21 protein-coding genes are annotated in these 22,549 nt (G+C 62.7%); 12 read left to right on the forward strand and 9 right to left on the reverse strand.

Annotated elements, in window-relative coordinates:
- Positions 1 to 226: 226 nt before the first annotated feature.
- The 4 genes from J3E64_RS07460 to J3E64_RS07475 form a co-directional block, all read right to left on the reverse strand.
- Positions 227 to 1,354, reverse strand: coding sequence for a glycosyltransferase family 1 protein (locus tag J3E64_RS07460; protein ID WP_253341559.1), 1,128 nt, complete (start codon positions 1,352 to 1,354; stop codon positions 227 to 229).
- Positions 1,355 to 1,445: 91 nt separating this feature from the next.
- Positions 1,446 to 4,340 carry a pitrilysin family protein gene (locus tag J3E64_RS07465; protein ID WP_253341561.1) on the reverse strand — a complete coding sequence of 965 codons (2,895 nt, stop codon included), beginning with the start codon at positions 4,338 to 4,340 and terminating at the stop codon, positions 1,446 to 1,448.
- Positions 4,341 to 4,440: 100 nt separating this feature from the next.
- Complete coding sequence (locus tag J3E64_RS07470; protein ID WP_253341563.1) at positions 4,441 to 5,817, reverse strand: DEAD/DEAH box helicase; 1,377 nt, start codon at positions 5,815 to 5,817, stop codon at positions 4,441 to 4,443.
- Between the two features lie 286 nt (positions 5,818 to 6,103).
- Complete coding sequence (locus tag J3E64_RS07475; protein ID WP_253341565.1) at positions 6,104 to 6,574, reverse strand: pyridoxamine 5'-phosphate oxidase family protein; 471 nt, start codon at positions 6,572 to 6,574, stop codon at positions 6,104 to 6,106.
- 98 nt (positions 6,575 to 6,672) lie between these two features.
- Here J3E64_RS07475 and J3E64_RS07480 point away from each other — a divergent pair, with 98 nt between their 5' ends.
- From J3E64_RS07480 to J3E64_RS07530, 11 genes are all read left to right on the forward strand, one after another.
- Entirely contained in the window at positions 6,673 to 7,248 is a 576-nt protein-coding gene (locus J3E64_RS07480; protein WP_253341731.1) for a NifU family protein, read from the forward strand.
- Between the two features lie 88 nt (positions 7,249 to 7,336).
- The gene (gene tsaB / locus J3E64_RS07485; RefSeq protein WP_253341575.1) at positions 7,337 to 7,966 is read left to right on the forward strand and encodes a tRNA (adenosine(37)-N6)-threonylcarbamoyltransferase complex dimerization subunit type 1 TsaB; all 630 of its coding nucleotides are present in this window, start codon (positions 7,337 to 7,339) and stop codon (positions 7,964 to 7,966) included.
- On the forward strand, positions 7,963 to 8,442 hold the full coding sequence (locus tag J3E64_RS07490; RefSeq protein ID WP_253341577.1) for a GNAT family N-acetyltransferase: 480 nt from the start codon (positions 7,963 to 7,965) through the stop codon (positions 8,440 to 8,442). Before tsaB ends, J3E64_RS07490 begins: the two co-directional genes overlap by 4 nt.
- A 122-nt stretch (positions 8,443 to 8,564) precedes the next feature.
- Complete coding sequence (locus J3E64_RS07495) at positions 8,565 to 8,987, forward strand: MucR family transcriptional regulator (protein ID WP_253341579.1); 423 nt, start codon at positions 8,565 to 8,567, stop codon at positions 8,985 to 8,987.
- A 125-nt stretch (positions 8,988 to 9,112) separates the two neighbouring features.
- The gene (locus tag J3E64_RS07500) at positions 9,113 to 9,535 is read left to right on the forward strand and encodes a Fur family transcriptional regulator (protein WP_253341581.1); all 423 of its coding nucleotides are present in this window, start codon (positions 9,113 to 9,115) and stop codon (positions 9,533 to 9,535) included.
- Positions 9,536 to 9,539: 4 nt separating this feature from the next.
- On the forward strand, positions 9,540 to 10,298 hold the full coding sequence (locus J3E64_RS07505; RefSeq protein ID WP_253341583.1) for a 1-acyl-sn-glycerol-3-phosphate acyltransferase: 759 nt from the start codon (positions 9,540 to 9,542) through the stop codon (positions 10,296 to 10,298).
- A gap of 9 nt (positions 10,299 to 10,307) precedes the next feature.
- Positions 10,308 to 11,657, forward strand: coding sequence for a tRNA (N6-isopentenyl adenosine(37)-C2)-methylthiotransferase MiaB (gene miaB / locus J3E64_RS07510; RefSeq protein ID WP_301287167.1), 1,350 nt, complete (start codon positions 10,308 to 10,310; stop codon positions 11,655 to 11,657).
- Between the two features lie 103 nt (positions 11,658 to 11,760).
- On the forward strand, positions 11,761 to 12,759 hold the full coding sequence (locus J3E64_RS07515; RefSeq protein WP_253341585.1) for a PhoH family protein: 999 nt from the start codon (positions 11,761 to 11,763) through the stop codon (positions 12,757 to 12,759).
- 18 nt (positions 12,760 to 12,777) lie between these two features.
- Positions 12,778 to 13,290 (forward strand): rRNA maturation RNase YbeY, encoded by a 513-nt coding sequence (gene ybeY, locus J3E64_RS07520; protein ID WP_253341593.1) that lies wholly within the window; start codon positions 12,778 to 12,780, stop codon positions 13,288 to 13,290.
- Between the two features lie 8 nt (positions 13,291 to 13,298).
- Entirely contained in the window at positions 13,299 to 14,246 is a 948-nt protein-coding gene (locus J3E64_RS07525; RefSeq protein ID WP_253341595.1) for a hemolysin family protein, read from the forward strand.
- 95 nt (positions 14,247 to 14,341) lie between these two features.
- Complete coding sequence (locus J3E64_RS07530; protein ID WP_253341597.1) at positions 14,342 to 15,829, forward strand: DUF2142 domain-containing protein; 1,488 nt, start codon at positions 14,342 to 14,344, stop codon at positions 15,827 to 15,829.
- Here the strand turns inward: J3E64_RS07530 and J3E64_RS07535 are convergent.
- From J3E64_RS07535 to J3E64_RS07550, 4 genes are read right to left on the reverse strand one after another with little or no spacing between them, the layout of a single operon-like run.
- Complete coding sequence (locus tag J3E64_RS07535; RefSeq protein ID WP_253341735.1) at positions 15,803 to 16,441, reverse strand: phosphatase PAP2 family protein; 639 nt, start codon at positions 16,439 to 16,441, stop codon at positions 15,803 to 15,805. The two genes, J3E64_RS07530 and J3E64_RS07535, sit on opposite strands and share 27 nt — an antisense overlap.
- On the reverse strand, positions 16,419 to 17,813 hold the full coding sequence (gene lpdA, locus J3E64_RS07540; RefSeq protein WP_253341605.1) for a dihydrolipoyl dehydrogenase: 1,395 nt from the start codon (positions 17,811 to 17,813) through the stop codon (positions 16,419 to 16,421). The genes J3E64_RS07535 and lpdA overlap by 23 nt, the downstream gene beginning before the upstream one ends.
- 11 nt (positions 17,814 to 17,824) lie before the next feature.
- Positions 17,825 to 18,229, reverse strand: coding sequence for an acyl-CoA thioesterase (locus J3E64_RS07545; RefSeq protein WP_253341607.1), 405 nt, complete (start codon positions 18,227 to 18,229; stop codon positions 17,825 to 17,827).
- A complete protein-coding gene (locus tag J3E64_RS07550) occupies positions 18,229 to 19,515 on the reverse strand; it encodes a pyruvate dehydrogenase complex dihydrolipoamide acetyltransferase (RefSeq protein WP_253341609.1) in 1,287 nt (428 codons plus the stop codon). Before J3E64_RS07550 ends, J3E64_RS07545 begins: the two co-directional genes overlap by 1 nt.
- Positions 19,516 to 19,696: 181 nt before the next feature.
- Here J3E64_RS07550 and J3E64_RS07555 point away from each other — a divergent pair, with 181 nt between their 5' ends.
- The gene (locus J3E64_RS07555; RefSeq protein WP_253341619.1) at positions 19,697 to 20,152 is read left to right on the forward strand and encodes a universal stress protein; all 456 of its coding nucleotides are present in this window, start codon (positions 19,697 to 19,699) and stop codon (positions 20,150 to 20,152) included.
- Between the two features lie 15 nt (positions 20,153 to 20,167).
- Here the strand turns inward: J3E64_RS07555 and rnr are convergent, their stop codons facing one another.
- A complete protein-coding gene (gene rnr / locus J3E64_RS07560) occupies positions 20,168 to 22,465 on the reverse strand; it encodes a ribonuclease R (RefSeq protein ID WP_253341737.1) in 2,298 nt (765 codons plus the stop codon).
- Positions 22,466 to 22,549: the final 84 nt, after the last annotated feature.

Consider the following 22,549-nt stretch of genomic DNA (forward strand, 5'->3'; position numbering starts at 1 on the left):
TAAGTTGATTGATTTTGACATTTGCATCCCCTGGCGGCTTGGATGGGCCAGCCAATGTCAAATCGTCAAATTCACTAGAATCGAATATTTCTAGCCGTCCGAAGAGATTCTAACATTCGAGTGAGACTTGGCCTCGACAGGTATCGAATGTCTGGATCAGACCACTAGCGCGGATCGAGATGGCCCGCTTCCTTCGGCTTGCGTTCAAAGCCGGCGTCCAGCATCATCATTCGGTCCGCTTGTAAACGGCGACGGTTTCCCGCGCACATCGATCCCAGCTATAGGCGCCCGAGACCGCCAACCCTTTCGCAATCGCGTCGCGCCGCCATTCGCCATCCAGCAATGCCTGTTCGAGCCTGGCGGAGAAGCCATCGACATCCTCGGGCGCGACGAGCATCGCCGCACCGCCAGTAACTTCCGGCAGGCAGGACGCATCCGCGACGACGGTGGGAACCCCGCTGGCCATCGCCTCCACCGGAGGCAGCCCGAAGCCTTCATAGACGGATGGGTAGATGAAAAGCGCGGCACCGGCGTAAAGCAGCGGCAGATCGTCATTGGGCACGAACCCCAGGTAGCGGACCCAACCCTGCCGGGCGCCCTTTTCCATGAGGCCACGGACTGCATCGCTGAGCCAGCCCGCGCCTCCGGTCACCATCAACGGCCAGCGGGAACGGACTTCTGCCGGCAACTTTTCCCATGCGTGGAGCAGTTCGGCGATGCGCTTGCGTGGTTCCACGGTCGATACGCACAGGGCGTAGCCTTGCGGCGCGAGGTCGTATCGAGCGAGCCTGGCGCGGACATCCTCCGGCGGGCGTGGCCGGAAATCGGGGCTGGCGGCCAGCGGTACCGCGGTTATGCGCCCAAGGTCGAATCCAAGAAAGGCAGCCACTTCCGCCCGGGTCGTTTCGCTATCCGTGATGATATGGCCCGCTCGGTCTACCGACAGGCGAAAATAGCGTTCGAACTGGCGCAGGCGATCCACCGGATGCGTTTCGGGATAGCGAAACACGGAAAGGTCGTGAACGGTTATGACGCCCCCGGTGCCCGCTTCAGGCAGAAAATAATTGGGGCCATGGAACAGGTGCGAACGCATAACCGCGCGGTCGCGCAGGCGTAACGCCCAGCGGTTACGCTTGCGCAGCCACCGCAAGGGCTTGTTGCCCCATAATTTCGGCGTAGCCGGCGGATCGAGCAGCGTGGCGGGATCGTCGATCCATTGCCCGTTCCGATAGAACCGGACCGCACTGATACCGTCGGCATGGGGCACCCGCCGGGCCAGTTCCCAGCTATAGCGCCCTATACCCGACAAGCGCGGCTCCAACGCCTCGACCGACAGGATCAGGCGCAGGCTCATCGCGTCCTGTCCGTCATCTATGTCGTGCCTCCAACCGCTGATACTGACCGGCGCCTAGCTGGCCACAGGATGGCACGGCAAGCGAAATCGCCTATTTCGCCGCGACTCCCTGCGGCAGGACGATGGCCGACCAGCTATGCGCTGGAACAAGATATTTGGCGGCCAGCACCTGCAATTGCGCTGGCGTGACGGAAAGCATGTCGCGCGCCATCGTCTTCATGGCCTCGACCCGAAGCCGATCGAAGCTGCCGCCTTCCATTTGCGTCATCCAGAAATTGTTGCTGGTGCCCGCGCGAGCAAGCGCCTGCTGCATCGGCACGACGGCACGCTGGAGTTCGTCGGCGCTCACAGGGTTACGCACAAGGTCGTCGGCGGTTTGCTTCACCACATCGAAGAAATAGTCGATCCGGTCCGGTCGTATCTGGCTCATGACCAATATCGAGCCGCCATGGTCGAAGCTGAAAGACCAGTTGTTCTGAACACTCGGCGAGTAGGCCGCGCCTTCGGTGGAGCGCAAACGGTCGAACAGGCGATCATTGAATATCTGGGTCAATATCTCGAGCTGGCGCGCCTCCCGCCGAAGCGTAAGGCCGCCGGCGGTCGGCCATGCCATCACGGCTGCCGCCTGGTCCTTGTCGCCGTCGTGGCGCAGGACAACCGGGGTCTCGACATGTGCGGGGAACCCCGTCGTCCGGTTGGCGGCGGGCACCGGCTTGTCCGCGCGTGGCGGAAGAGCCCCGAACGTCGCAGCGACTGCCTGAATGGCCTCGTCCGCCTTCACATCGCCGAAAATCTGCACCTCGATAGGGCCCGATGCGAGGATCGGTTCCCAAGTGGCACGAAAGGATTGTGGGGTGAGAGCCTGGATTTCCTGCCGGGACGGCGTGCGGAACCGGACATCCTTGTCATGCAAAAGCCAATCGAGATCGCGTGCCAGCACCGAATCGGGGGACCGGGACATGGCGTCATAGGCTACCAAAGCACCCGTCTTGGCCCGCGCAATGGGCGCGGGGTCCCACCCGGGGGCCGCGAGCTTTGCCGCCAGCAGGCGCAATTCGTCTCGATAATCCGCCGGACGTGTGACCGCCTGCAATTCGAAAGCATCGTCGTCGATGCCGAAATTCATCCCCATCCGGCGCCCGATGGTCAGTTCGTCCAGTTCGCGCTGGCCCAGCTCACCGATGCCGCTGGGGACCAGCGCATAATCGCCCGCCCAGCTCGCAACCGCCTTGGTCCGGGAAAAGGCAAGGCGGCCATGACCGAAGCGGACGTTGATCCGCACCTTTCCCGGTTCGGCATCATTGGGGAACAGCGTGAGCCGAACACCGTTGGCGAACGTCACGCCATCCATGCCCGGCAAGCCGAACGGCGCACGCGCTTTTACCGTGCCCGGCGCACCGAACGACGGCAGATCGGCCATCGTCACCGGTTTCTCGGAAAGGCGGGCATTGGCGGCGGCCTTGACCGGCGCGGCCAGCGCAACCGCCAGATCAGTCTCCAGCCCCGGCTTTGCCTCGCCGGTCACAAGAACCGCACGAAACACTCCAGCGGTGAAGAGGCGCCGGGTCGAATCCCATAGCTTCTGCGGCGTCATTGCGGGTTTGCCGGCGCGGAAAATATCGAGCGCGGCCTGCGGGCTGACCGTTGTTTCGCGGATATCGACCGCGCTTACCAGATCGCTCGCCTGCTTCGCGGCCGCTTCGGTCGCGGCATTTTCGACCTGAATGGCGAGCGCGGTATCCATCTGGGCATATTCCCGGTCGATCTCCGCCTGGCTGGGCGGGGTGGCCTTTGCGTCCTCGATGATCGCGCGGACATCGTCCAATGCCTTCTTCCAGTCGGCGCCGCTGGGCGTGATAGTCAGGAAGGTGCCGTCTGCCGACCGGGCGACGTCCTGCTGGTCAACGCTGGACTGAAGAAAACTGCCGCCGCCCCGCGCCGCCTGTTCCAGACGACGGCTGACGATTTGAAGCGCCAGCATGTCCGTCAGCTTGTCCTGATTATAGATTATCGTGTCCGCGTGCGGGGTCCATGGCCGCAACCAGGCCATGGTCAGTCCGGTTGGAATGCCCGGTTCCACGACGACACGGGTCGCAGGCAGCGTGGGATCGGGCGTACCGAAATCGGGCAGCGCCGCCCCCTTTCCGGGCACGGTCCAGCTCGCGAAATTTTGCCTGACCAACGCTTCCACCTGCGCCGGATCCATGTCGCCCGCGATGGCGATCACCGCGTTTTCCGGGCGATACCAGCGCTGGTGAAAGGCATCCAGCCGGGCGGCAGTCGCGGCATTGAGCGACGCTATGGTTCCGATTGGCGCGTGGTCGGCTAGCGGTTGGCCCGCGAAGAAAACTTCGCGGCTTGCGTCGGATATGTGGCTCTGCGGCCCCTCTCCTTCCCGCTTTTCCGCGAGCACCACGGCCCGTTCCGCGGCGACCGAGTCCTCGACGATGTTCGGATCAGCCATCATGCCCGCCAGTATCCTGAGGCTTTCATCCAGGCTTTGCTGCGTCGCTTCCGGCAGGTCGAGGGCATAAGTCGTCCCTGTCGGCGTGGTCTGGGCGTTGCTGTCGCTTCCGAACGTCACGCCCAGCCTTTGCCAGATGCGCTTGGACTCCCCATCGGGCACGTGACGCGACCCACGCATCGTCAGATGCTCCATATAATGCGCATAACCCAGTTCATCGGGCCGCTCCATCAGCGAACCCACATCCATACGCAGGCGCACGGACACCTGACCGGGGGGAACGCCATTGCGCCGGATCGCATAGCGCATGCCGTTGGATAGCGTGCCGAACCGCCAGGCGGCATCGATCGGCACGTCGCTATTCTCGTACAGCCACGGACGGGCCTGCGCCTGACTTCCGACATCAAGGGCCGAAGTGGCCGCCGATGGCGCCGTTTGCGCGGCAAGCGGCAGCGGATGCCCCGCGAGTAGCAAGGCGGGCAGGGAAAGCGAACTGGCGACGCGCCGGAAGGATAAGGGCATAGACGCCAAGCCTAACGGCGGATTTCTGAATGGCTACTGACAAATTGTCGCTTGCCGGTCTTGAGGGCGAGACCGGCGATACGATCCCGCCCCAATTTACTCAGCGCGGTGCGCCGGTCCGCTGAACGGCCCCCTTGTGAGCGCCGACACCACTGCGCCGGCGACCGCGAAAGGGCTTTTTCGGGCCGCCGTCATCGCCGCGATGCGCCTTGTCCGGCGTACCGCGCTGGGCCTTTTGCTGATCCTGATAGCGCCGCTGTCCTTCCGACCGCTTCGCTTGCTGCGCCGGCGTCTGCCGCGGGCCCTTGCGCTGCGGCGCGGGCTTGGGAAGATTTCGGACAGCCTCCAGGAAATTGTCGGGCAACGGCACGATGTCCAGCTTGACCCGCGTAGTCCGCTCGATCGCCTTCAGATAGGGCCGTTCATCGTCGGCCACGAAACTGATCGCGATGCCGTCGGCACCGGCACGCGCGGTCCGTCCGATACGATGGACATATTGTTCGGGCACGTTGGGGATTTCGAAATTGATAACATGGCTTACACCGGATACGTCGATCCCGCGCGCGGCGATGTCGGTCGCGACGAGCAGCTTGACCTGGCCCGCCCGGAACGCCTGGAGCGCCGTGGTGCGTTGCCCCTGGCTCTTGTTGCCGTGGATGGCGAATGCCTGGATGCCCGCGCTTTCCAAGAAACGGACGACCCGGTCGGCTCCATGCTTCGTGCGCGTGAAGATGAGGGCACGGTCGATGTCCTCACGCTCCAGGACGAGATGGAGCAGCGCCTGCTTTTCGGCCTGGTTGACGAAGGACGCCTGCTGCCTCACCCGTTCGGCCGTGGTCGATTGTGGCGCCACGCTGACCTTGACCGGGTCATGCAGGAACTGGCCCGCCAGCGCCTCGATTTCCTTGGGCATGGTCGCTGAAAAGAACAGGTTCTGCCGTTCGCGCGGCAGCAGCTTGGCGATACGGCGCAGCGGGTGGATGAAACCCATGTCCATCATCTGATCGGCTTCATCCAGCACGAAGATTTCCGTGTCCTTGATGGTGAAGCACCGCTGGTCGATCAGGTCCAGCAGGCGGCCAGGTGTCGCCACGACGATGTCGACCCCGCGGCTCAGCGCCTTGATCTGGCGATTGATAGGTACGCCGCCGAACACCGTTTCGACGGACAACTTCATGAAGCGACCATAGTCGCGGAAGCTCTGAGCAATCTGAGCCGCCAGTTCCCGCGTGGGCGACAGCACCAGCATGCGGCAGCCGAGCATCGGCGTCGCTTTCGGATGACGCGCGAAATAATCCAGGCTGGGCAGCGCGAACGCCGCCGTCTTGCCCGTGCCGGTTTGGGCGATGCCGCACAGGTCGCGACCTTCCAGCAGGACCGGGATAGCCTTTTGCTGGATGGGCGTGGGGCTGGCATATTTCTTGGCAGCCAACGCTTTGAGAATCGGCTCCGAAAGGCCGAGATCGGTAAATTCCATGATATACTCGCAGATAGCCGGGCGTCGGCCATCCACGGTAATGGACAGGACGCAAGGCGGGTTACGAAACGACCCGCGTGAAAAGGGAAGCCTCAAAAAGCTTGCGCACAAATGTCATTGGCCGGTCCTGCGGACCTTCGGGGACCGGGGACGATCACGCTGCCAATCGCTATGGCCGGTAAGGCCCGTTGTTGCGCAGCAACGCATATGACCCAAGACGTCCGTAAAAGCAAGCGGCCGTGACTCGATGCCACGGCCGCCGGACCGAAGGTCGAATGCCGCGCCGTTACAGCGCGACTTGTGCGTGCTTACCCTTCATCTCGCCGCGGACATCGCCGCCGAACAGCATCCGGAACATGCCCTTGACCGACATGTCCGCACGCCAGATTTCTGCCGTGCCCAAGTCGAAACGCAGCATCAGAAGATCGGGATCGTTCCGTCCCTGCGGATACCAGGCCTCAACCTCCTTTGACCAGTAACGATCGATGATCGCCGGGTCGGTTTCCGGGGCCAACGTGCCTTCGATACAGGCGAACAGATAATGATCCTTGGACGCGAACTGCGCCATGGCCGGACCGCCCGGTGCCAGACGATTGCCGCGCGCGGTGTAGAACCAGAAGCAATGATTGGCGTCGGGATCGAGCTGCGCCGTCATCGGCAGACTATGTTCCTGGCTGCCTTGCAGGCCTATCATCACGAAAGGGCTTGCCGAAATGTCGGCCCAGAAGCGTTCGCGGATATCGGCTTCCTTGCTCATCGTCTCTTCTCCTTTGGCTGTTGCGGTCAATCGCAGGGGCGCGCGTGAAGTTCCCTGCGACGCTTGATCTTCCGGCCGCTAATCGCCACATCGACTCCATGCTGATCGAAACAGAAACAACGCCCAATCCGGCCACCGTGAAATTCCTGCCGGGCAGGGTCGTCATGGGCATGGGCACGCGCGACTTCGCCTCGCCGGAGGAAGCCGATGCTTCACCGCTTGCGAGTGCGCTTTTCAGCCTTGGGGACGTGACAGGCGTCTTCTTCGGCGGCGACTTCATTTCGGTGACGATAGCCCCCGGCGCTCAATGGTCGGACGTCAAGCCCGACATATTGGCAACGCTTCTGGAGCATTTTTCCGCCGACATGCCGCTGTTTTCAGCCGGTAGCGCCGCCGACATCATGGTCCCTGCCGAAGCGGAAGGCATTGGCGACGATCCCGCTGACGCGGAAATAACGACGCAGATCCGAGAGTTGATCGACACGCGCGTGCGCCCCGCCGTTGCCAATGACGGCGGCGACATAGTCTATCACGGTTTTGACAAGGGCACTGTCTATTTGAAGATGCAGGGCGCCTGCTCGGGCTGCCCTTCGTCGGCTGCGACCCTGAAAAACGGGATCGAGCAGTTGCTCAAACATTATGTGCCCGAAGTAATCGAGGTCCGGGCGATCTGATCCGACCCTGTGGATTTGGCAAAATGATACGGATCGACTAACCGATTTCCCGAATCCGTTTCCACGGCCGCGTATCGGGGAGTGTTGCTTGCGTCTGTTGGTGATCGACACTGCGACACAGGCCTTGTCCGTGGCGCTGCTGGACCATGATGTGCCGGTGGGCCATCACCATGAAATAGTTGGCCGCGGCCACGCAGAGGCGTTGATGCCGGTCATTGCCGCCCTGCCCGATGGCGGGCGGGCCGATGCGATCGCCGTCGATGTCGGACCCGGCAGCTTTACCGGCGTCCGGATCGGCGTAGCGGCGGCGCGGGCGCTTGCCATGGCATGGAAGGTTCCGGTCTATGGCTACGGTGCTCCTGCGATCATTGCCGCCCGGGCGGCGCTGGACAATGGCGAGGGACGCTCCATCCTCGTCACGATAACGGGCGGACACGGCGAACTGTTCTGGCAGGTTTTTTCACCTGATGGCAGCAATGCCGAGGGCGAGGTCAGGTCTACACCTATTGCGGAACTGGCGGAACAGATGGATTTTCCCACGGTGTTCGGTACCGGCGCGGAGGCGCTCGTCACGGCGCGTGGATCGGGTTGCGCGGTCAACCTGTATCCGAACGCGGCGGATTATCCGCTGATTGCCGACCTCCCTCCCCTGCCGCCCGTGCCGGTTTATGGCCGCCGCGCCGACGCGATGACGATGAGGGAGCGTGCGGGCGGATGATGTCTGGGCTCCAGCTCGATCTATATGAAGATGGCGAGCGCAACGCGCTGGCCGACGCGATGACAGTAATGGTCGAGGCGTTCGATCCCGCATTTGGCGAGGCGTGGACGCCGGGCCAGTTGGCCGGCATCATGACCATGCCCGGAACCTGGCTTACGCTCGCCCGCGTAGACGCCATGCCTCTCGGTTTCGCTCTGGTTCGGTCGGTGCTGGACGAATGCGAACTCCTATTGCTCGCAGTTGCCCCTCCCTGGCGTGGCCGAGGTATAGGAGAAACACTATTGCGCGACTGCCTGACCATGGCCAGGCGCAGGAATATAGTCTCGATGAATCTTGAGGTGCGGGCGTGCAACAGCGCTGTCCACCTTTATGAGAAAATCGGCTTCGAATATGTTCATCGTCGCCCGGGATACTATCGCGGCAAAGATGGTAAACTATTCGACGCCCTTAGTTTTCGCATTGACATGCGCGCCTGATCCACAAGGGTCTTGCGAAATTCTCCGTCCGGGTCTAGCGAGGCTGCGCCGCTCCTGAAACATATGCTTGGGCGGGTCGCACCATTACAAATCAATATACAGCCTTGGCAGGGATCAGGACCATGGAAACCGAATCGGCGCAGAACGAACTGCTTATTACTTTGACCTCCGACATCGTCGCGGCGCACGTCTCGAACAACAGCGTCGCCGTCTCCGACGTTTCGTCACTCATTCAGAATGTGCATGCGGCACTTGCTGCGCTGAACCAGCCGACGCCGGAACCCGAGGTCAAGCCGGAACCAGCTGTTTCCGTTCGCGCATCGATAAAGCCGGACTATATCGTGTGCCTGGAAGACGGCAAGAAGCTCAAAATGCTCAAGCGCCACCTGATGACGCACTATCAGATGACGCCGGACGATTATCGTGCAAAATGGGGTCTGCCGGCGGACTATCCGATGGTTGCCCCCAATTATGCCGAGCAGCGCCGCTCGCTGGCGAAAAAGATCGGCCTTGGCACCAAGCGTCGTCGCACCCGCAGCAAATAAGCGCGTACCTAAAGAAAACTGGAATTTTTTGCAGGGGTGCATCAATGATGCGCCCCTTTCCTGTGCACCTAAAAGCGGCTAGGCTCAGCCCGAGCCCTTCCGAAATGCTTAATTGGCGAGACTTCATGAACCGCAAGATCGACGTTGAGGCACTGTGCCATGAAAAGGGGCTGCGCATCACTGAGCAGCGCCGCGTCATCGCCCAAGTCCTGAGCGACGCGGAAGACCATCCGGACGTGGAAGAATTGCATCGCCGCTCCGCCGCGATCGATCCGGGCATTTCCATCGCGACGGTGTACCGCACCGTGCGGCTGTTCGAGGAAGCCGGCATTTTGGAACGCCACGATTTCGGCGACGGACGCGCCCGGTATGAGGCCGCGCCCGAATCACATCACGACCACCTGATTGACGTAGAAACTGGCAATGTCATCGAATTCGTCGATCCGGAACTGGAACAGTTGCAACGCCAGATCGCCGAAAAGCTCGGCTTCCGTCTCGTCGATCATCGGATGGAACTTTACGGCGTCGCAATCGAACGCAAGAGCTGAATCCATGATCCCGCTGCGGCGGACGAGACGGATGGCGTTGCTGCTGACCTGCATGTTGCTGTGCCTGCCGCCGCATTTGGTCTGGAAGCTGCTGCGGCGGCCATCGCCATGGCCGCGCCTCTTTCTTGCCATGGCGGCGCGGTGCACGGGTACGAAAGTGCGCATGGACGGCAGGGCGGCGCAGGGAAACCTGTTTCTGCTGGCCAATCATCTGAGCTGGATCGATATCCTGGCGCTGGGCGGGGCAACAGGCGCGGCTTTCGTGTCGCATGACGGCGTGGCCCGGTGGCCGGTCATCGGCTGGCTCGCGCGGCAGAATAACACTTTATTCGTCGCGCGCGAGCGCCGCGGCGCCCTGACCGGGCAGATAGATGCTCTGCGACAGGCGATGCTGGGTCATCAGCCCGTAGCATTGTTTCCCGAAGGCACCACCAATGACGGGCTGACGCTGTTGCCGTTCAAACCCGCCCTCCTGTCCGTGTTGCTGCCGCCGCCCAGGGCCGTAATGATCCAGCCGGTTCATCTGGACTATGGGGCGGATGCGGCGGAGATTGCCTGGCATGGCGACGAACCCGCCGGTGCCAACGCCATGCGCGTTCTGGGACGCAGAGGCAGGCTGACACTGACGATCCGATTTCTTGAACCTTTCGATCCGGCTGCATATGGTGACCGCAAGGCGATTGCATCGGAAGCACGCGTGCGGATCGCGGCGAGCATCGAGCGACACCAGCGGCCTTCCGCTTCCGCATATGCCCCTGTATAGCTGGATCGCATGAATCATAACGACACCGACCGCGCCCCTTCGACTTTCCACGTCAAATCCTTTGGCTGCCAGATGAACGTCTATGACGGCGAGCGCATGGCCGAGATGCTGGGCGCCCGCGGCATGACCCCGGCCGCCGACGGTAGGGATGCCGACCTGGTCGTCCTCAACACCTGCCACATCCGGGAAAAGGCCGTGGAAAAGGTCTATTCCGACATCGGTCGCATGACCCGGGAGGACGGATCGCGTCCGATGATCGCGGTCGCCGGTTGCGTGGCGCAAGCGGAAGGGAGCGAGATCCAGCGCCGCGCTCGCAATGTGGATATCGTTGTGGGGCCGCAGGCCTATCACCGCCTGCCCGACCTGATCGACCGCGCCGGACGGGGCGAGGTCGCAGTGGATACGGACATGCCGGCCGCATCGAAGTTCGGCGCGCTACCTGCCAGGACGAAACAGTCCCGGCCTTCTGCTTTCCTGACGATCATGGAAGGATGCGATAAATTCTGCACCTATTGCGTCGTACCCTATACGCGCGGCGCGGAAATAAGCCGGAGCTGGTCGGCCATTCTGGACGAGGCCAAAGCCCTGATTGATGGCGGTGTTAAGGAAATTACCTTGCTGGGCCAGAATGTGAACGCCTGGTTGGGCATAGATGGTCGCGGCCGGGCTCAGGGAATGGATGGTCTGGTGCGGGCGCTGGCAGATATCGCCGGCCTGGAGCGCATCCGCTACACGACCAGCCATCCCAACGACATGAGCGACGGACTGATCGATGCGCATGGCGAGGTCGAAAAGCTCATGCCGTTCCTGCATCTGCCGGTGCAATCCGGCAATGACCGTATCCTGAAGGCCATGAACCGCAGCCATACCGTGGGCGATTATCTGAAGATCATCGATCGCGTCCGCGCGGTACGCCCGGATATTGCATTGTCGGGTGATTTCATCGTCGGATTCCCCGGCGAAACCGATGCCGAGTTCGAGGATACGCTCAGGATCGTCGAGCAGGTGCGGTATGCGCAATGCTATTCGTTCAAATACAGCCCCCGTCCGGGCACCCCGGCGGCGACGATGGACCATCAAATTCCCGCCGCGGTCATGGACGAGCGGCTGGCGCGCTTGCAGGAGTTGCTGAACAATCAGCAGGCCGCGTTCAATACGGCCACGGTCGGCAAGACGACCGACATTCTGCTGGAGCGCAGGGGGCGCCACGCAGGCCAGTTGATCGGCAAGACGCCGTGGCTACAGTCGGTCCATGTGACGGCGCCCGAACTTGCCCTTGGCGACATGGTCGCAGTCGATATCATCAGTGCCGGTCCGAACAGTCTGGCCGGCCAGCTCAGCAGGAGGAAGGCCGCTTGAACCAAAGCCTCGTCAATCCCGTGCACACGGGACAGCATCACCCCGGCAACCGGCCCGATGGCGGTCGACCCAGGGCCATGACGAGGAAGGGAGGCTGACATCCATGGGCAAGAAACCCAATGTTCGCCCGGCACCCGGCGACCGCGCCCGGCTGGAACTGACGTTCGACCGGCCGCATCTTCTTGGCGCACTGTTCGGACAATATGACCAGAATCTGGTCGCGATCGAAAATCGCCTGGGCGTTTACATTGCCGCGCGCGGCAACAAGCTTCAGATCGAGGGCGAAGCCGAAGCAGCCGCACGCGCACGGGACGTGATGACCGGCCTGTACAATCGCATCGTCGCGGGCCAGGAAGTCGACGGCGGCGCCGTCGACGCGGTGATCGCCATGTCCGCCGAACCCACGCTGGACGGCATCATCCGTCATGACGTCGCCGAACCGCCCAAGGTGATGATCCGCACCCGCAAGAAGACGATCGTGCCCCGGTCGGCGATGCAGGCCAGCTACATGGAGGCGCTGACCCGCAACGACATCATCTTCGCGCTGGGGCCAGCGGGCACCGGCAAGACCTATCTGGCGGTGGCGCAGGCGGTAAGCCAGCTCATCACGGGCAGCGTCGACCGCTTGATCCTGTCCCGACCGGCAGTGGAGGCGGGCGAGCGACTGGGCTTCCTGCCGGGCGACATGAAGGACAAGGTCGACCCCTACCTGCGGCCGATCTACGACGCGCTTTATGATACGTTGCCAGCCGAACAGGTCGAACGACGGATCGCCAGCGGCGAGATCGAAATCGCGCCTCTGGCGTTCATGCGCGGGCGCACGCTTGCCAATGCGTTCATCGTTCTGGACGAGGCGCAGAACACGACCATCGCGCAGATGAAGATGTTTCTCACCCGGTTCGGTGAAGGTAGCCGGATGGTGATCTGCGGCGATCCCAAACAGGTCGACCTGCCGCAGCCGGGCGTTTCGGGACTGGCCGATGCCGTAGCGCGCCTGGACGGGGTGGACGGGATCGCCATGATCCCCTTCGGCATCGGCGACGTGGTGCGTCACCCCGTCGTCGGCCGCATCGTTCAGGCCTATGAGGGACCGGATGCCTGAACGTCAAAGGAGCAAGGCATGATCGACATAGCCGTCCTGCATGAAGAGGGCTGGCCGGGCGTCGATTGGGAGCCGTTGGCCGAGCGGGCGGTGACGGCAGCCATCGCCCATAGTCCCTATGCGGCCTTCTCGACCGACTCCGCTTGCTATGAGGTCGCGGTCAAGCTGACCGGTGATGAAGAAGTCCACCAGTTGAACCGCGCCTATCGCGACAAGGACCGGCCCACCAATGTCCTCTCTTTCCCGATGGTGCAGGCCGATCTGCTGGAAGGCACCGGCAACACCGATGACGGCGAGATACTGCTGGGCGATATAGTGCTGGCGGAAGGCGTGTGTACTGCCGAAGCCGCAGAAAAAGGCATAAGCATCGCCGATCATGCCACACATCTGATCATACACGGCACTTTTCATTTGCTTGGATATGACCATATGGACGACATTGAGGCCGAGGCCATGGAAGCGCTGGAAATTCGGGCGCTCGCAAGCCTGGGCCTTTCTGATCCCTACGGGGATCGCACAACAGGGGATTAAGACGGGAAATGGCTGACGGCAGCCCGAAGGACAGCAACGGTTCCAAGGAATCGGACAGTAGTAGTAGCCACGAGGGCAGTTTATGGAGCGGCATAAAGTCGCTCTTTTTCGGCGAGAATGAAACTCACAGCCTGCGCAAGGAACTGGAGGAGGCACTCGACGACTATGACGAGGAGGAGCAAGGGGAAGACCATGCGCCCCCGTCGAAGGGCGATCTGTCCGCCATAGAGCGGCAGATGGTCCGCAACCTGCTGCACTTTTCCGAACATACGGTCGATGACGTCGCGGTGCCGCGCGGCGACATCATAGCGATCGAGGAAAAGGCCAGTTTCGCGGAGCTTTCGGCCCTCTTCGCCGAGGCGGGACATAGCCGCATACCCGTCTATCGGGAGACGCTGGATACGATTATCGGTATGATCCATATACGCGACGCTTTTGCCATCCTGGCCGGCAAGGCGCCCGTTCCCGACAGCCTTCATCCGCTGATTCGCGAACCGCTCTACGTTCCAGAGAGCATGGGTGCGCTCGATTTGCTGGCGGAGATGCGTGCCAAGCGCACGCACCTGGCCATCGTCCTTGACGAATATTCAGGAACGGAAGGTCTGCTGACGTTCGAGGATCTTGTGGAAGAGATTGTCGGCGAGGTCGAGGACGAGCATGACGACGCGCCGGAAGCTATGCTGGTGCCGCTGGATGCCGGCATGTGGGACGCCGATGCCCGCGCCGAACTGGAGGATGTCGCTGACGAAATAGACCCGAAATTGGCCGACGTGGAGGAAGATGTCGACACTCTGGGCGGCCTTGCCTTCGTACTTGCGGGGCGCGTTCCCGAACCCGGCGAGATACTGGACCATGAGGCAAGCGGCTGGAGGCTAGAGATATTGGACAGCGACGGCCGCCGCGTGACCCGTCTGCGCCTGCATCCGCCGATGGAGCAGGAGGATAGCGAGGAATAGGCGCCTGCTCAGGCGTGCTCGCTAAATGTTAATGGGCCAGGGTTAAGACAGTCCGGCAGGCGGCACTTTGCGTCGCGATCATTTTTTCGGACGATATGCGCAACGCGAAGCTCAGATTGTCGGACAGGTTCCAGCCGGACATGGTGCCGGTGCTGCCGTGGTATGCGTTTGAGAAAGCGCTGTTAGCGATCCTGTGCATCGCAACTCTTTTCTTCACAATCGTCACGCCGCCCTTCCAGGCGCCGGATGAAAATCAGCATTATATGAAAGCTCTTTCGCTCGCCCACGGCCATTTGCTGACCCGGCAGCGCGGCGACGCCGTAGGCGCGGAACTGCCGCGTGCGGCACTGGAGATACACGCGGCCGATTTCCCGACCGAGGTGCCGCCGACTGTTCGTCGCTTCGAAGGCGAGCGGCTTAGGGAGAGCGTGTCAGCGGACGCGCAGCGGCCCGGCCAGGCTTTCGCCGATTTCCCCAATGTCGCAAGCTATGCGCCCAGCCTCTACGCACCCGGGGCGCTGGGGCTGATGGCGGGCAAAGGCATGGGCCTGCCGTGGCTGGCCACCTTCTATATCGGCCGGCTTGTCAATATGGCGACCGGCCTGCTGCTGCTGCTGTTCGCCCTTCGCCTGCTGCCCTTCGGTCGCAACGCGATGCTGGCGACGGCGCTGTTGCCTACCTTCGCTTATCAGACTGGCTCGCTGTCTCCGGATGCAGTTATCAACGGCCTGGGCTTTATCGGCATCGCCCTCGCATTGCGCATCGGCTTTGTCGGGCGGACGCGCGAACGTGACATCGGACTGGCCATTGCCGCGCCGTTGTTGGCACTCGCCAAGGGCGTTTACCTGCCCGTCATGGCTGCCGGCGTCCGGCTCGACCATCTACGCCGAGACGCCCGTCCCTGGTTGCTGATCGGCGCCATGGCGCTGGGCGCCATCGCGTTCGTCGGATGGATGCAATATTCGGGCGGAAGCCAGGTGCTCTACCATATACAGTCGCGCAAGACCGGCGAGACGATGATGACCGCGCCGCTGCGCGATCAGCTTGCCCATGTCATGGCCGACCCGGTCGGCTATGTCCGCATCCTGGTGAGCAGCGTGATCGAGCGCGCGCCGGTCTATCTGCTGCAAATCATTGGCCGGTTCGGATGGAATGCGATCCTGCTGCCGCTGCTGGCCTATCCGCTGGGGCTGCTGATGCTCGGCGCGGGAGTTGCAAGCGGAACGGGAGCCCGTTTCGGTTTGAGCCAAAGATTATGGTGGTTGCTCGTGGCGCTCGGCGTAGCCATGCTGATCGAAACGGCCATGTATCTGACGGGGACGCCGCTGGGCGCGGACTATATTCAGGGAACCCAGGGCCGCTATTTCCTGCCGATATTGCCTCTGGTCCTGATCGCGCTGTCCCCGGCAAAGCCACTTCGCGGGTCGCAACGCTTTTTCGTCGGCAGCGCCGCGTTCCTCCTGCTGATCGCCGCGGCGACGGTCCTCGACAGCTTCTGGATTCATGGCTTCATCACCAGCGACGGCATGCCGCCGCATGAAAGCTTGGCGCGCGCTCTACTGCTCCCGTCGCCGCGCTGGTAGCCAAACAGCGCTCAAACCGAGCCAGCCCAGCCCCTCGATCAATCCGGCACTGACGTCGCTCGGCCAGTGCACGCCCAGCCAGACACGACTCATGCCGATCAACGCGATGATCAAGCCTGCCGCCCAGTAACCGCTGTACCGCCCGCCGAGCATCGCCAATGCGCCGAAGAAAATCATGTTTCCCGCCGAATGACCGCTCGGAAAGCTGTAGCTGTTCACAATGTCGAGATGCGGCAGCAAGTCGGGTCGCGGTGCGGCGAATATCTGCTTGAGGCCAAGGTTCAGCAGTGTCCCGCCGACGACCACCGTCAGCAGCCATAGCGCCGCCCTTCGCGCGCTTCGCCACAGCGCGATCACGCAGATCGACAGCAGGGCAAATCGCCCCACCGTGCCACCGATCGCCGACGCGGCCTGCATGACGATGGTCACGACCCGCCCGACGTCGGTGTCGCGCGCCTGCCCGGCCCACCTCATCGCCCCGATATTGGGTCGGTCGAACCATCCCGCCCGCTGCATGAGCGCGATCGTCAGGACGCAGAAAAGGGCGAAGGCCAGTGCCGCCACGCCTTTCCCTATCTCTCGGCGACGATCAGATATGGAGAGCGCGCCCATATGCGGCCAACACGCTTTCATGCATCGATTCCGAGATGGTGGGATGCGGGAATACCGTGTGCATCAGTTCCGCCTCGGTCGTCTCCAGCGTCTTGCCGACGGTGAAACCCTGGATCATTTCGGTCACCTCGGCGCCAACCATGTGTGCGCCCAGCAACTCGCCGGTCTTGGCGTCGAACACCGTCTTGGTAAAGCCTTCCGACTCGCCCAGCGCGATCGCCTTACCATTGCCGATGAAGGGGAACATGCCGACCTTCACATCGTAACCCGCTTCCTTCGCCTTGGCTTCGGTCAGCCCGACGCTGGCGATCTGCGGGTGGCAGTAGGTGCAGCCCGGAATGTTGCGCACGTCCATGGGATGGGGATGCTTGCCGGCGATAGCCTCGGCAGCGATCACGCCCTCATGGCTTGCCTTGTGCGCCAGCCATGGCGGCGCGGTGACGTCGCCGATCGCCCAGATGCCATCGACGCTGGTCCTGCACATCGGGTCGGTGACGATGTGGCCCCGCTCGGTCTTGATACCCAGTTCTTCGAGGCCGATGTTCTCGGTATTGGGCACGATGCCGATGGCGACGATGACATGGCTGTAATCGCCGCTGACGACCTTTCCGCCCTTGTCCTTGATCGCGGCCTTCACGCCGTTCGCGCCGACTTCCAGCTTTTCGACGCCCGCGCCGGTCATGATGGTCATGCCCTGCTTCTTCAACGCCTTCTCCAGGAAGGCGGACACGTCCTTGTCCTCAACCGGGACGATGCGGTCCATCATCTCGACCACGGTCACATCAGCGCCCATGTCATTGTAGAAGCTGGCAAATTCGATGCCGATCGCGCCCGACCCGATGACCAGCAGCTTGGTCGGCATTTTCGGCGGGGTCATGGCGTGGCGGTAGGTCCACACGCGATTGCCATCGGTCTTCGCAAAGGGCAGGTCGCGTGCGCGGGCACCGGTGGCGACGATGATGTTCTTGGCCGTCAGTTCCTCGGTCTTGCCGTCCTTCGTAACGGAAAGCTTGCCCTTCGCCACCAGCTTGCCGTCGCCCATATGGACGGTGATCTTGTTCTTCTTCATCAGGTGAGTGACACCTTGATTGAGTTGCTTCGCGACGCCGCGCGAGCGCTTCACCACCGCTTCGATGTCGGCGCTGATCTTCTCGGCCGCCAGGCCATAATCCTTGGCGTGTTGCATATAATGGAAAATTTCCGCCGAACGCAGCAACGCTTTGGTCGGGATGCATCCCCAGTTCAGGCAGATGCCGCCCAGATTTTCGCGCTCGACGATTGCAGTCTTCAGGCCCAGTTGCGCCGCGCGGATCGCAGCGACATAGCCGCCAGGGCCGGAGCCCAGCACGATGACATCGTAATTCTCAGCCATGGTCAGTCTCTCTAATCTTGCGTCGCCATAGGCGGCACGGAGCGGGGCTGGCGATCCTCACCGATCGCCACGAAGGTGAAGGTCGCGCGGGTGACGCGATAGGACCGATCATCGTGGCGGGTCCGGCGCCACGCCTCCACGTCGATCTTCATCGACGTGCGTCCAACGGACTTGAGCGTCGCGAATACCGACACTTCATCGCCGACCACGACCGGGCGCAGGAATGTCATGCCTTCAACCGCGATCGTCACAGCGCGGCCGTGACTGTGCCGGGCCGCAACCGAGCCTGCCGCCGAATCCATCAGACTCATCAGCCAGCCGCCGAAAATATCCCCATACGGATTGGTGTCGGCAGGCATGGCGATGACGCGAACCGCCGGGCTCGATTCCGGCGGCTGTTCTTCCAGATGCGGCATCAGGCCAGCATACCCAGCGGATTTTCGACCAGATCCTTGAATAGCTGCATCAGCCGTGCGCCGTCAGCACCGTCGATGGCACGATGGTCGAAGCTGCCGGTCGCGGACATCACCGAGGCAATCTGAAGCGCGTCGTCGACGACATATGGCCGCTTTTCACCCGCGCCGATCGCCATGATCATTCCCTGGGGCGGATTGATGACGGCTTCGAACTGCTTGATGCCGAACATCCCCATGTTGGACAGCGAAGCGGTGCCACCCTGATATTCTTCGGGCTTTAGCTTGCCGTCCTTCGCCCGGGCCGCAAGATCCTTCATCTCGGTCGAGATGGCGGCCACGCCCTTGGCATCGGCACCGGTGACGATCGGGGTGATGAGCCCGCCGGGGATGGAAACGGCCACGGAAATATCCGCGCGCTTGAATTGCAGCATCTGGTCGCCCGCGAACTGGACATTGCATTCGGGCACCTGGATGAGGGCGACGCCAAGCGCCTTGATCAGGAGGTCGTTGACGGACAGTTTGACGTTGCGCCCGGCCAGGCCTTCGTTGAGTTCGCTCCTCAGCTTCAACAACTTGTCCAGCCGAATGTCCACGGTGAGGTAGATGTGCGGCACCTGCTGCTTGGATTCCGTCAAGCGGCGTGCGATCGTCTTGCGCATCCCGTTGAGCTTGATGACCTCATGCGGGATACCGAAATCCTGAGCCGCGACCGGGGCCATTGTCGGCGCAGGTGCCCGCGAGACAGCGGATGGCGCTGCGGCCTGTGTCGGGGCGCTATCCGCCCCCTCCAGATCGGCCTTCACGATGCGCCCATTGGGGCCGCTGCCCGCCAGCTGCGACAAATCAACGCCCTTTGCAGCCGCGAGCCGGCGCGCAAGCGGGCTGGCCTTTATTCGGGTCCCGTCGGCAACAGCGGGCGTTGGTGCCTTTGTTGGTACCGAAGCTTCGACCGTCTTGGCTGGCTTGGCGGGGGCAGGATCTGCTTTGGGCGCTGGTGCGTCATCGGCTTTGCCGGAACTGGCAGCTGCTTCTTTCGCATCTTCGCCTTCCTCTGCGATGATTGCGATGACCGTACCGACCTTTACATTTTCAGTGCCTTGCGCGACCAATATCTTGGCTACCACACCCTCGTCGACCGCCTCGAATTCCATGGTCGCCTTGTCGGTCTCGATTTCTGCGAGCAGATCGCCCGACGACACCTTGTCGCCTTCCTTCACCAGCCATTTCGCCAACGTGCCTTCTTCCATCGTCGGCGACAGGGCAGGCATCTGGATCGTCTTGCTCATGCGTGGGAACCTCTTCCTCTTCTAGGGCGCAGCCTTATCGCGCCTCGTTTCCACTCATTCGCCGGATCGGTCAAGCGACGGCTTGCGAACGGACCGTTTATGCCCCACATTTCACCGCAATGGTTAGCTGGACCGTCAGGGCGTGGCGGGCCGGCCGAAATATGACGGGGGACGATAGGAAGTGCGGACATATCTGGTCGTCGTGGACGAGTCGCCGGAATCCGAGACAGCGCTCCGCTTCGCCGCCCGGCGCGCGGCCAAGACCGGAGGCGCTGTCCGCATCCTGGCCCTGATCCCGCCCGCCGAATTCGTCCAATGGGGCGGCGTTCAGGCCACCATGGAAGACGAAGCACTTCAACGGGCGGAAGCGCTGGTGACGAGCGCGGCCGGAGCCTTGATGGAGGAATCGGGGATCCGCCCCAGCATTACCGTCCGCCAGGGGGAAGCCGTGGCGGTCGTTCGCAAGACACTGGAAGAAATGGACGACGTTGCGGCCCTCGTGCTCGGCGCCGCAGCCAGCGGCCCTCCAGGCAAGCTGGTTTCGCACTTTGCCGGGGCGGATGCCGGCAAACTGCCCTGCCCCATCATGGTCATCCCCGGCGGCCTTGATGCGGACGCGATCGACAGCCTGAGTTGAAGGCTGGCTCCGATATTATTTGCGGTGCTTCCCCCGTTTCGACCCTATATGCCGAACGTTCGCCGGCCGACCGCGCCTGACGCCAGGGCGGACGCGGTCTCGCTTGACCGGTCCGCTCGTCGAAGCCGGCGCATCGGGTAGCGCGAAACGGAGCGAGCCGTTGATCGGGTCCGCCTCAACCAAGCGCAAGTCCAGCCGCTGTCCAACGGAATATCGCTCGCCGCTTTCCATGCCCTCCAGCGCCTTTCCGGCCTCGTCGTAGAAGAAGCGTTCGGTTCCCAGGGTCGACACGGGGACCAGCCCGTCTCCTCCCAGTCCGTCGACAGTGGCAAAGAAACCGAAATTCTGAACGCCGGTGATCCGTGCCGGCATGACGTCGCCGACATGGGCCGCCAGATAGGCCGCCACATAACGATCGATCGTCTCGCGCTCAGCCTCCATGGCGCGCCGCTCATGCGCGGAAATCATCTCGCCGACCCGGCCCATATTCTCATGATCCTCCTGGCTCAGCGAGGACCGCGTCGGTATGTCTCCCTTGGGCGCGGGCATCTCCAGTCCGCAGGCGCCGACCAGCGCACGATGCACCAGCAGGTCCGCATAGCGCCGAATGGGCGACGTGAAGTGTGCGTAGCTGCCCAGCGCCAACCCGAAATGTCCCATATTCTGCGGACCATAATAGGCCTGCGTCTGGCTGCGCAGGATCTGCTCCATGATCTGGGGCTTTTCCTCGGCGTCTCCGATCCGCGCGATCAACTGGTTGAAGGTCGACGGACGCACCACCTGCCCCAGCGCGAAGCTGATGTCGAACGTCGCCAGATAGTCCTTGAGCGCCACCAGCTTGTCGCGGCTCGGCGGTTCATGAATCCGATACATCACCGGCGCCTTCTTCGCCTCCAGCGCCTTGGCGGCCGCGACGTTGGCGGCGATCATATAATCCTCGATCAACATATGCGCGTCGAGCCGCTCACGCACGGCAACGCTGGCAATCCGGCCTGCTTCGTCCAGCACTACCCGCCGCTCCGGCAGGTCCAGCGCCAAAGGATCGCGTGCCTTGCGCGCCTTTTGCAACACCGCCCAACACGCCCACAGCGGCTTCAGCGCCGGCTCCAGCAATTCATGATCCTTCTGCCCGTCGACCGCCGCCTGGGCATTTTCGTAGGCAAGCACCGCCGCCACCCGGATCACGGCCCGGGCAAAGCGCCATGCCGTCACCTTCCCCTGCGCATTGATGGTGAGGTGACAGGCCATCGCCGCCCGGTCCTTCCCCGCGCGTAGCGAGCACATGTCGGACGAAAGCTGGTGCGGCAGCATCGGCACCACCTGATCGGGGAAGTAGACGCTGTTGCCCCGCTTGCGTGCTTCCTTGTCCAGCGCGCTACCGGGACGAACATAATAGCTGACGTCGGCGATGGCGACGATGGCCTTGAAGCCGCCCGGATTATTCTCATCCTCATCGGATGCCGCCCAGACCGCATCGTCATGGTCGCGCGCATCGACCGGGTCGATCGCCACGATCGGCAAGTGGCGCAGATCCTCGCGCCTGTCCTCGTGCAGCAGCAGGGCGGACGCTTTCATCGCCTCCTCTTCCACCAACTCGGGAAATACATGGGGAATGCCGTGCTTGTGAATCGCGATCAGGCTGAAGCTGCGCGGTGCAAAGGGATCGCCCAATATGTCCGTGACGCGCGCTGAAATGCGCGGCGGTCGGCCATGCGGCTCCGCCAGCACCAGATCTCCGGGCCTGGCCGTGCCGGCATCGCTGATCGGCGTGTCCTTGCGAATGCGCTTGTCCACCGGACGCAGCCACAGCTTGCCGTCCGCCATCTCCTCGACCACGCCCAGCAATTCCTCGCTGGCCTTGGCCAGTTTCTTCATGGGGTGGGCGATCCAGCCGCGACCCGCTTCCTCCGTTCGCGCCAGGATACGATCGCCGATGGTAAGGGCGCCCCGCTTCCCGCGCTCCACCACGCGTAGCTTCGGTGCCGCCTGCCCCTCCGCCTCCCAACGTTCGGGCGTTGCTATCAACGTCGTGTCGTCGACGTCGACGATGCGCAATACCGTAACCTTCGGTACGCCTCCCATCTTGTGAAAGGCACGGGCCGGACCGATGTCGACCAACCCTTCGTCCGCCATGTCCTTGAGCAGAGCCTTGAGCGCGATCTTCTCCTGCCCTTTCAGGCCGAAGGCGCGGGCAATTTCCCGCTTGCCCGCAGGCTGGTCGGATCCAGCGATAAATTCCATAACCTGCTCGCGGGTCGGAAGTCCGGCCGGGCGGACCTTTGCGGTCTTTTTCTGCTTTGGGGTAGATGCCATGGACCCGCTATAGGGGCCGCCGCGGTAGCGCGCCAGTGCGGGCTGATGGCGCTTGCCGCACGTCGGCACTCGACGCATGGTGTG

The organism is Sphingobium sp. OAS761, from assembly GCF_024168485.1.
Lineage (GTDB): Bacteria > Pseudomonadota > Alphaproteobacteria > Sphingomonadales > Sphingomonadaceae > Sphingobium.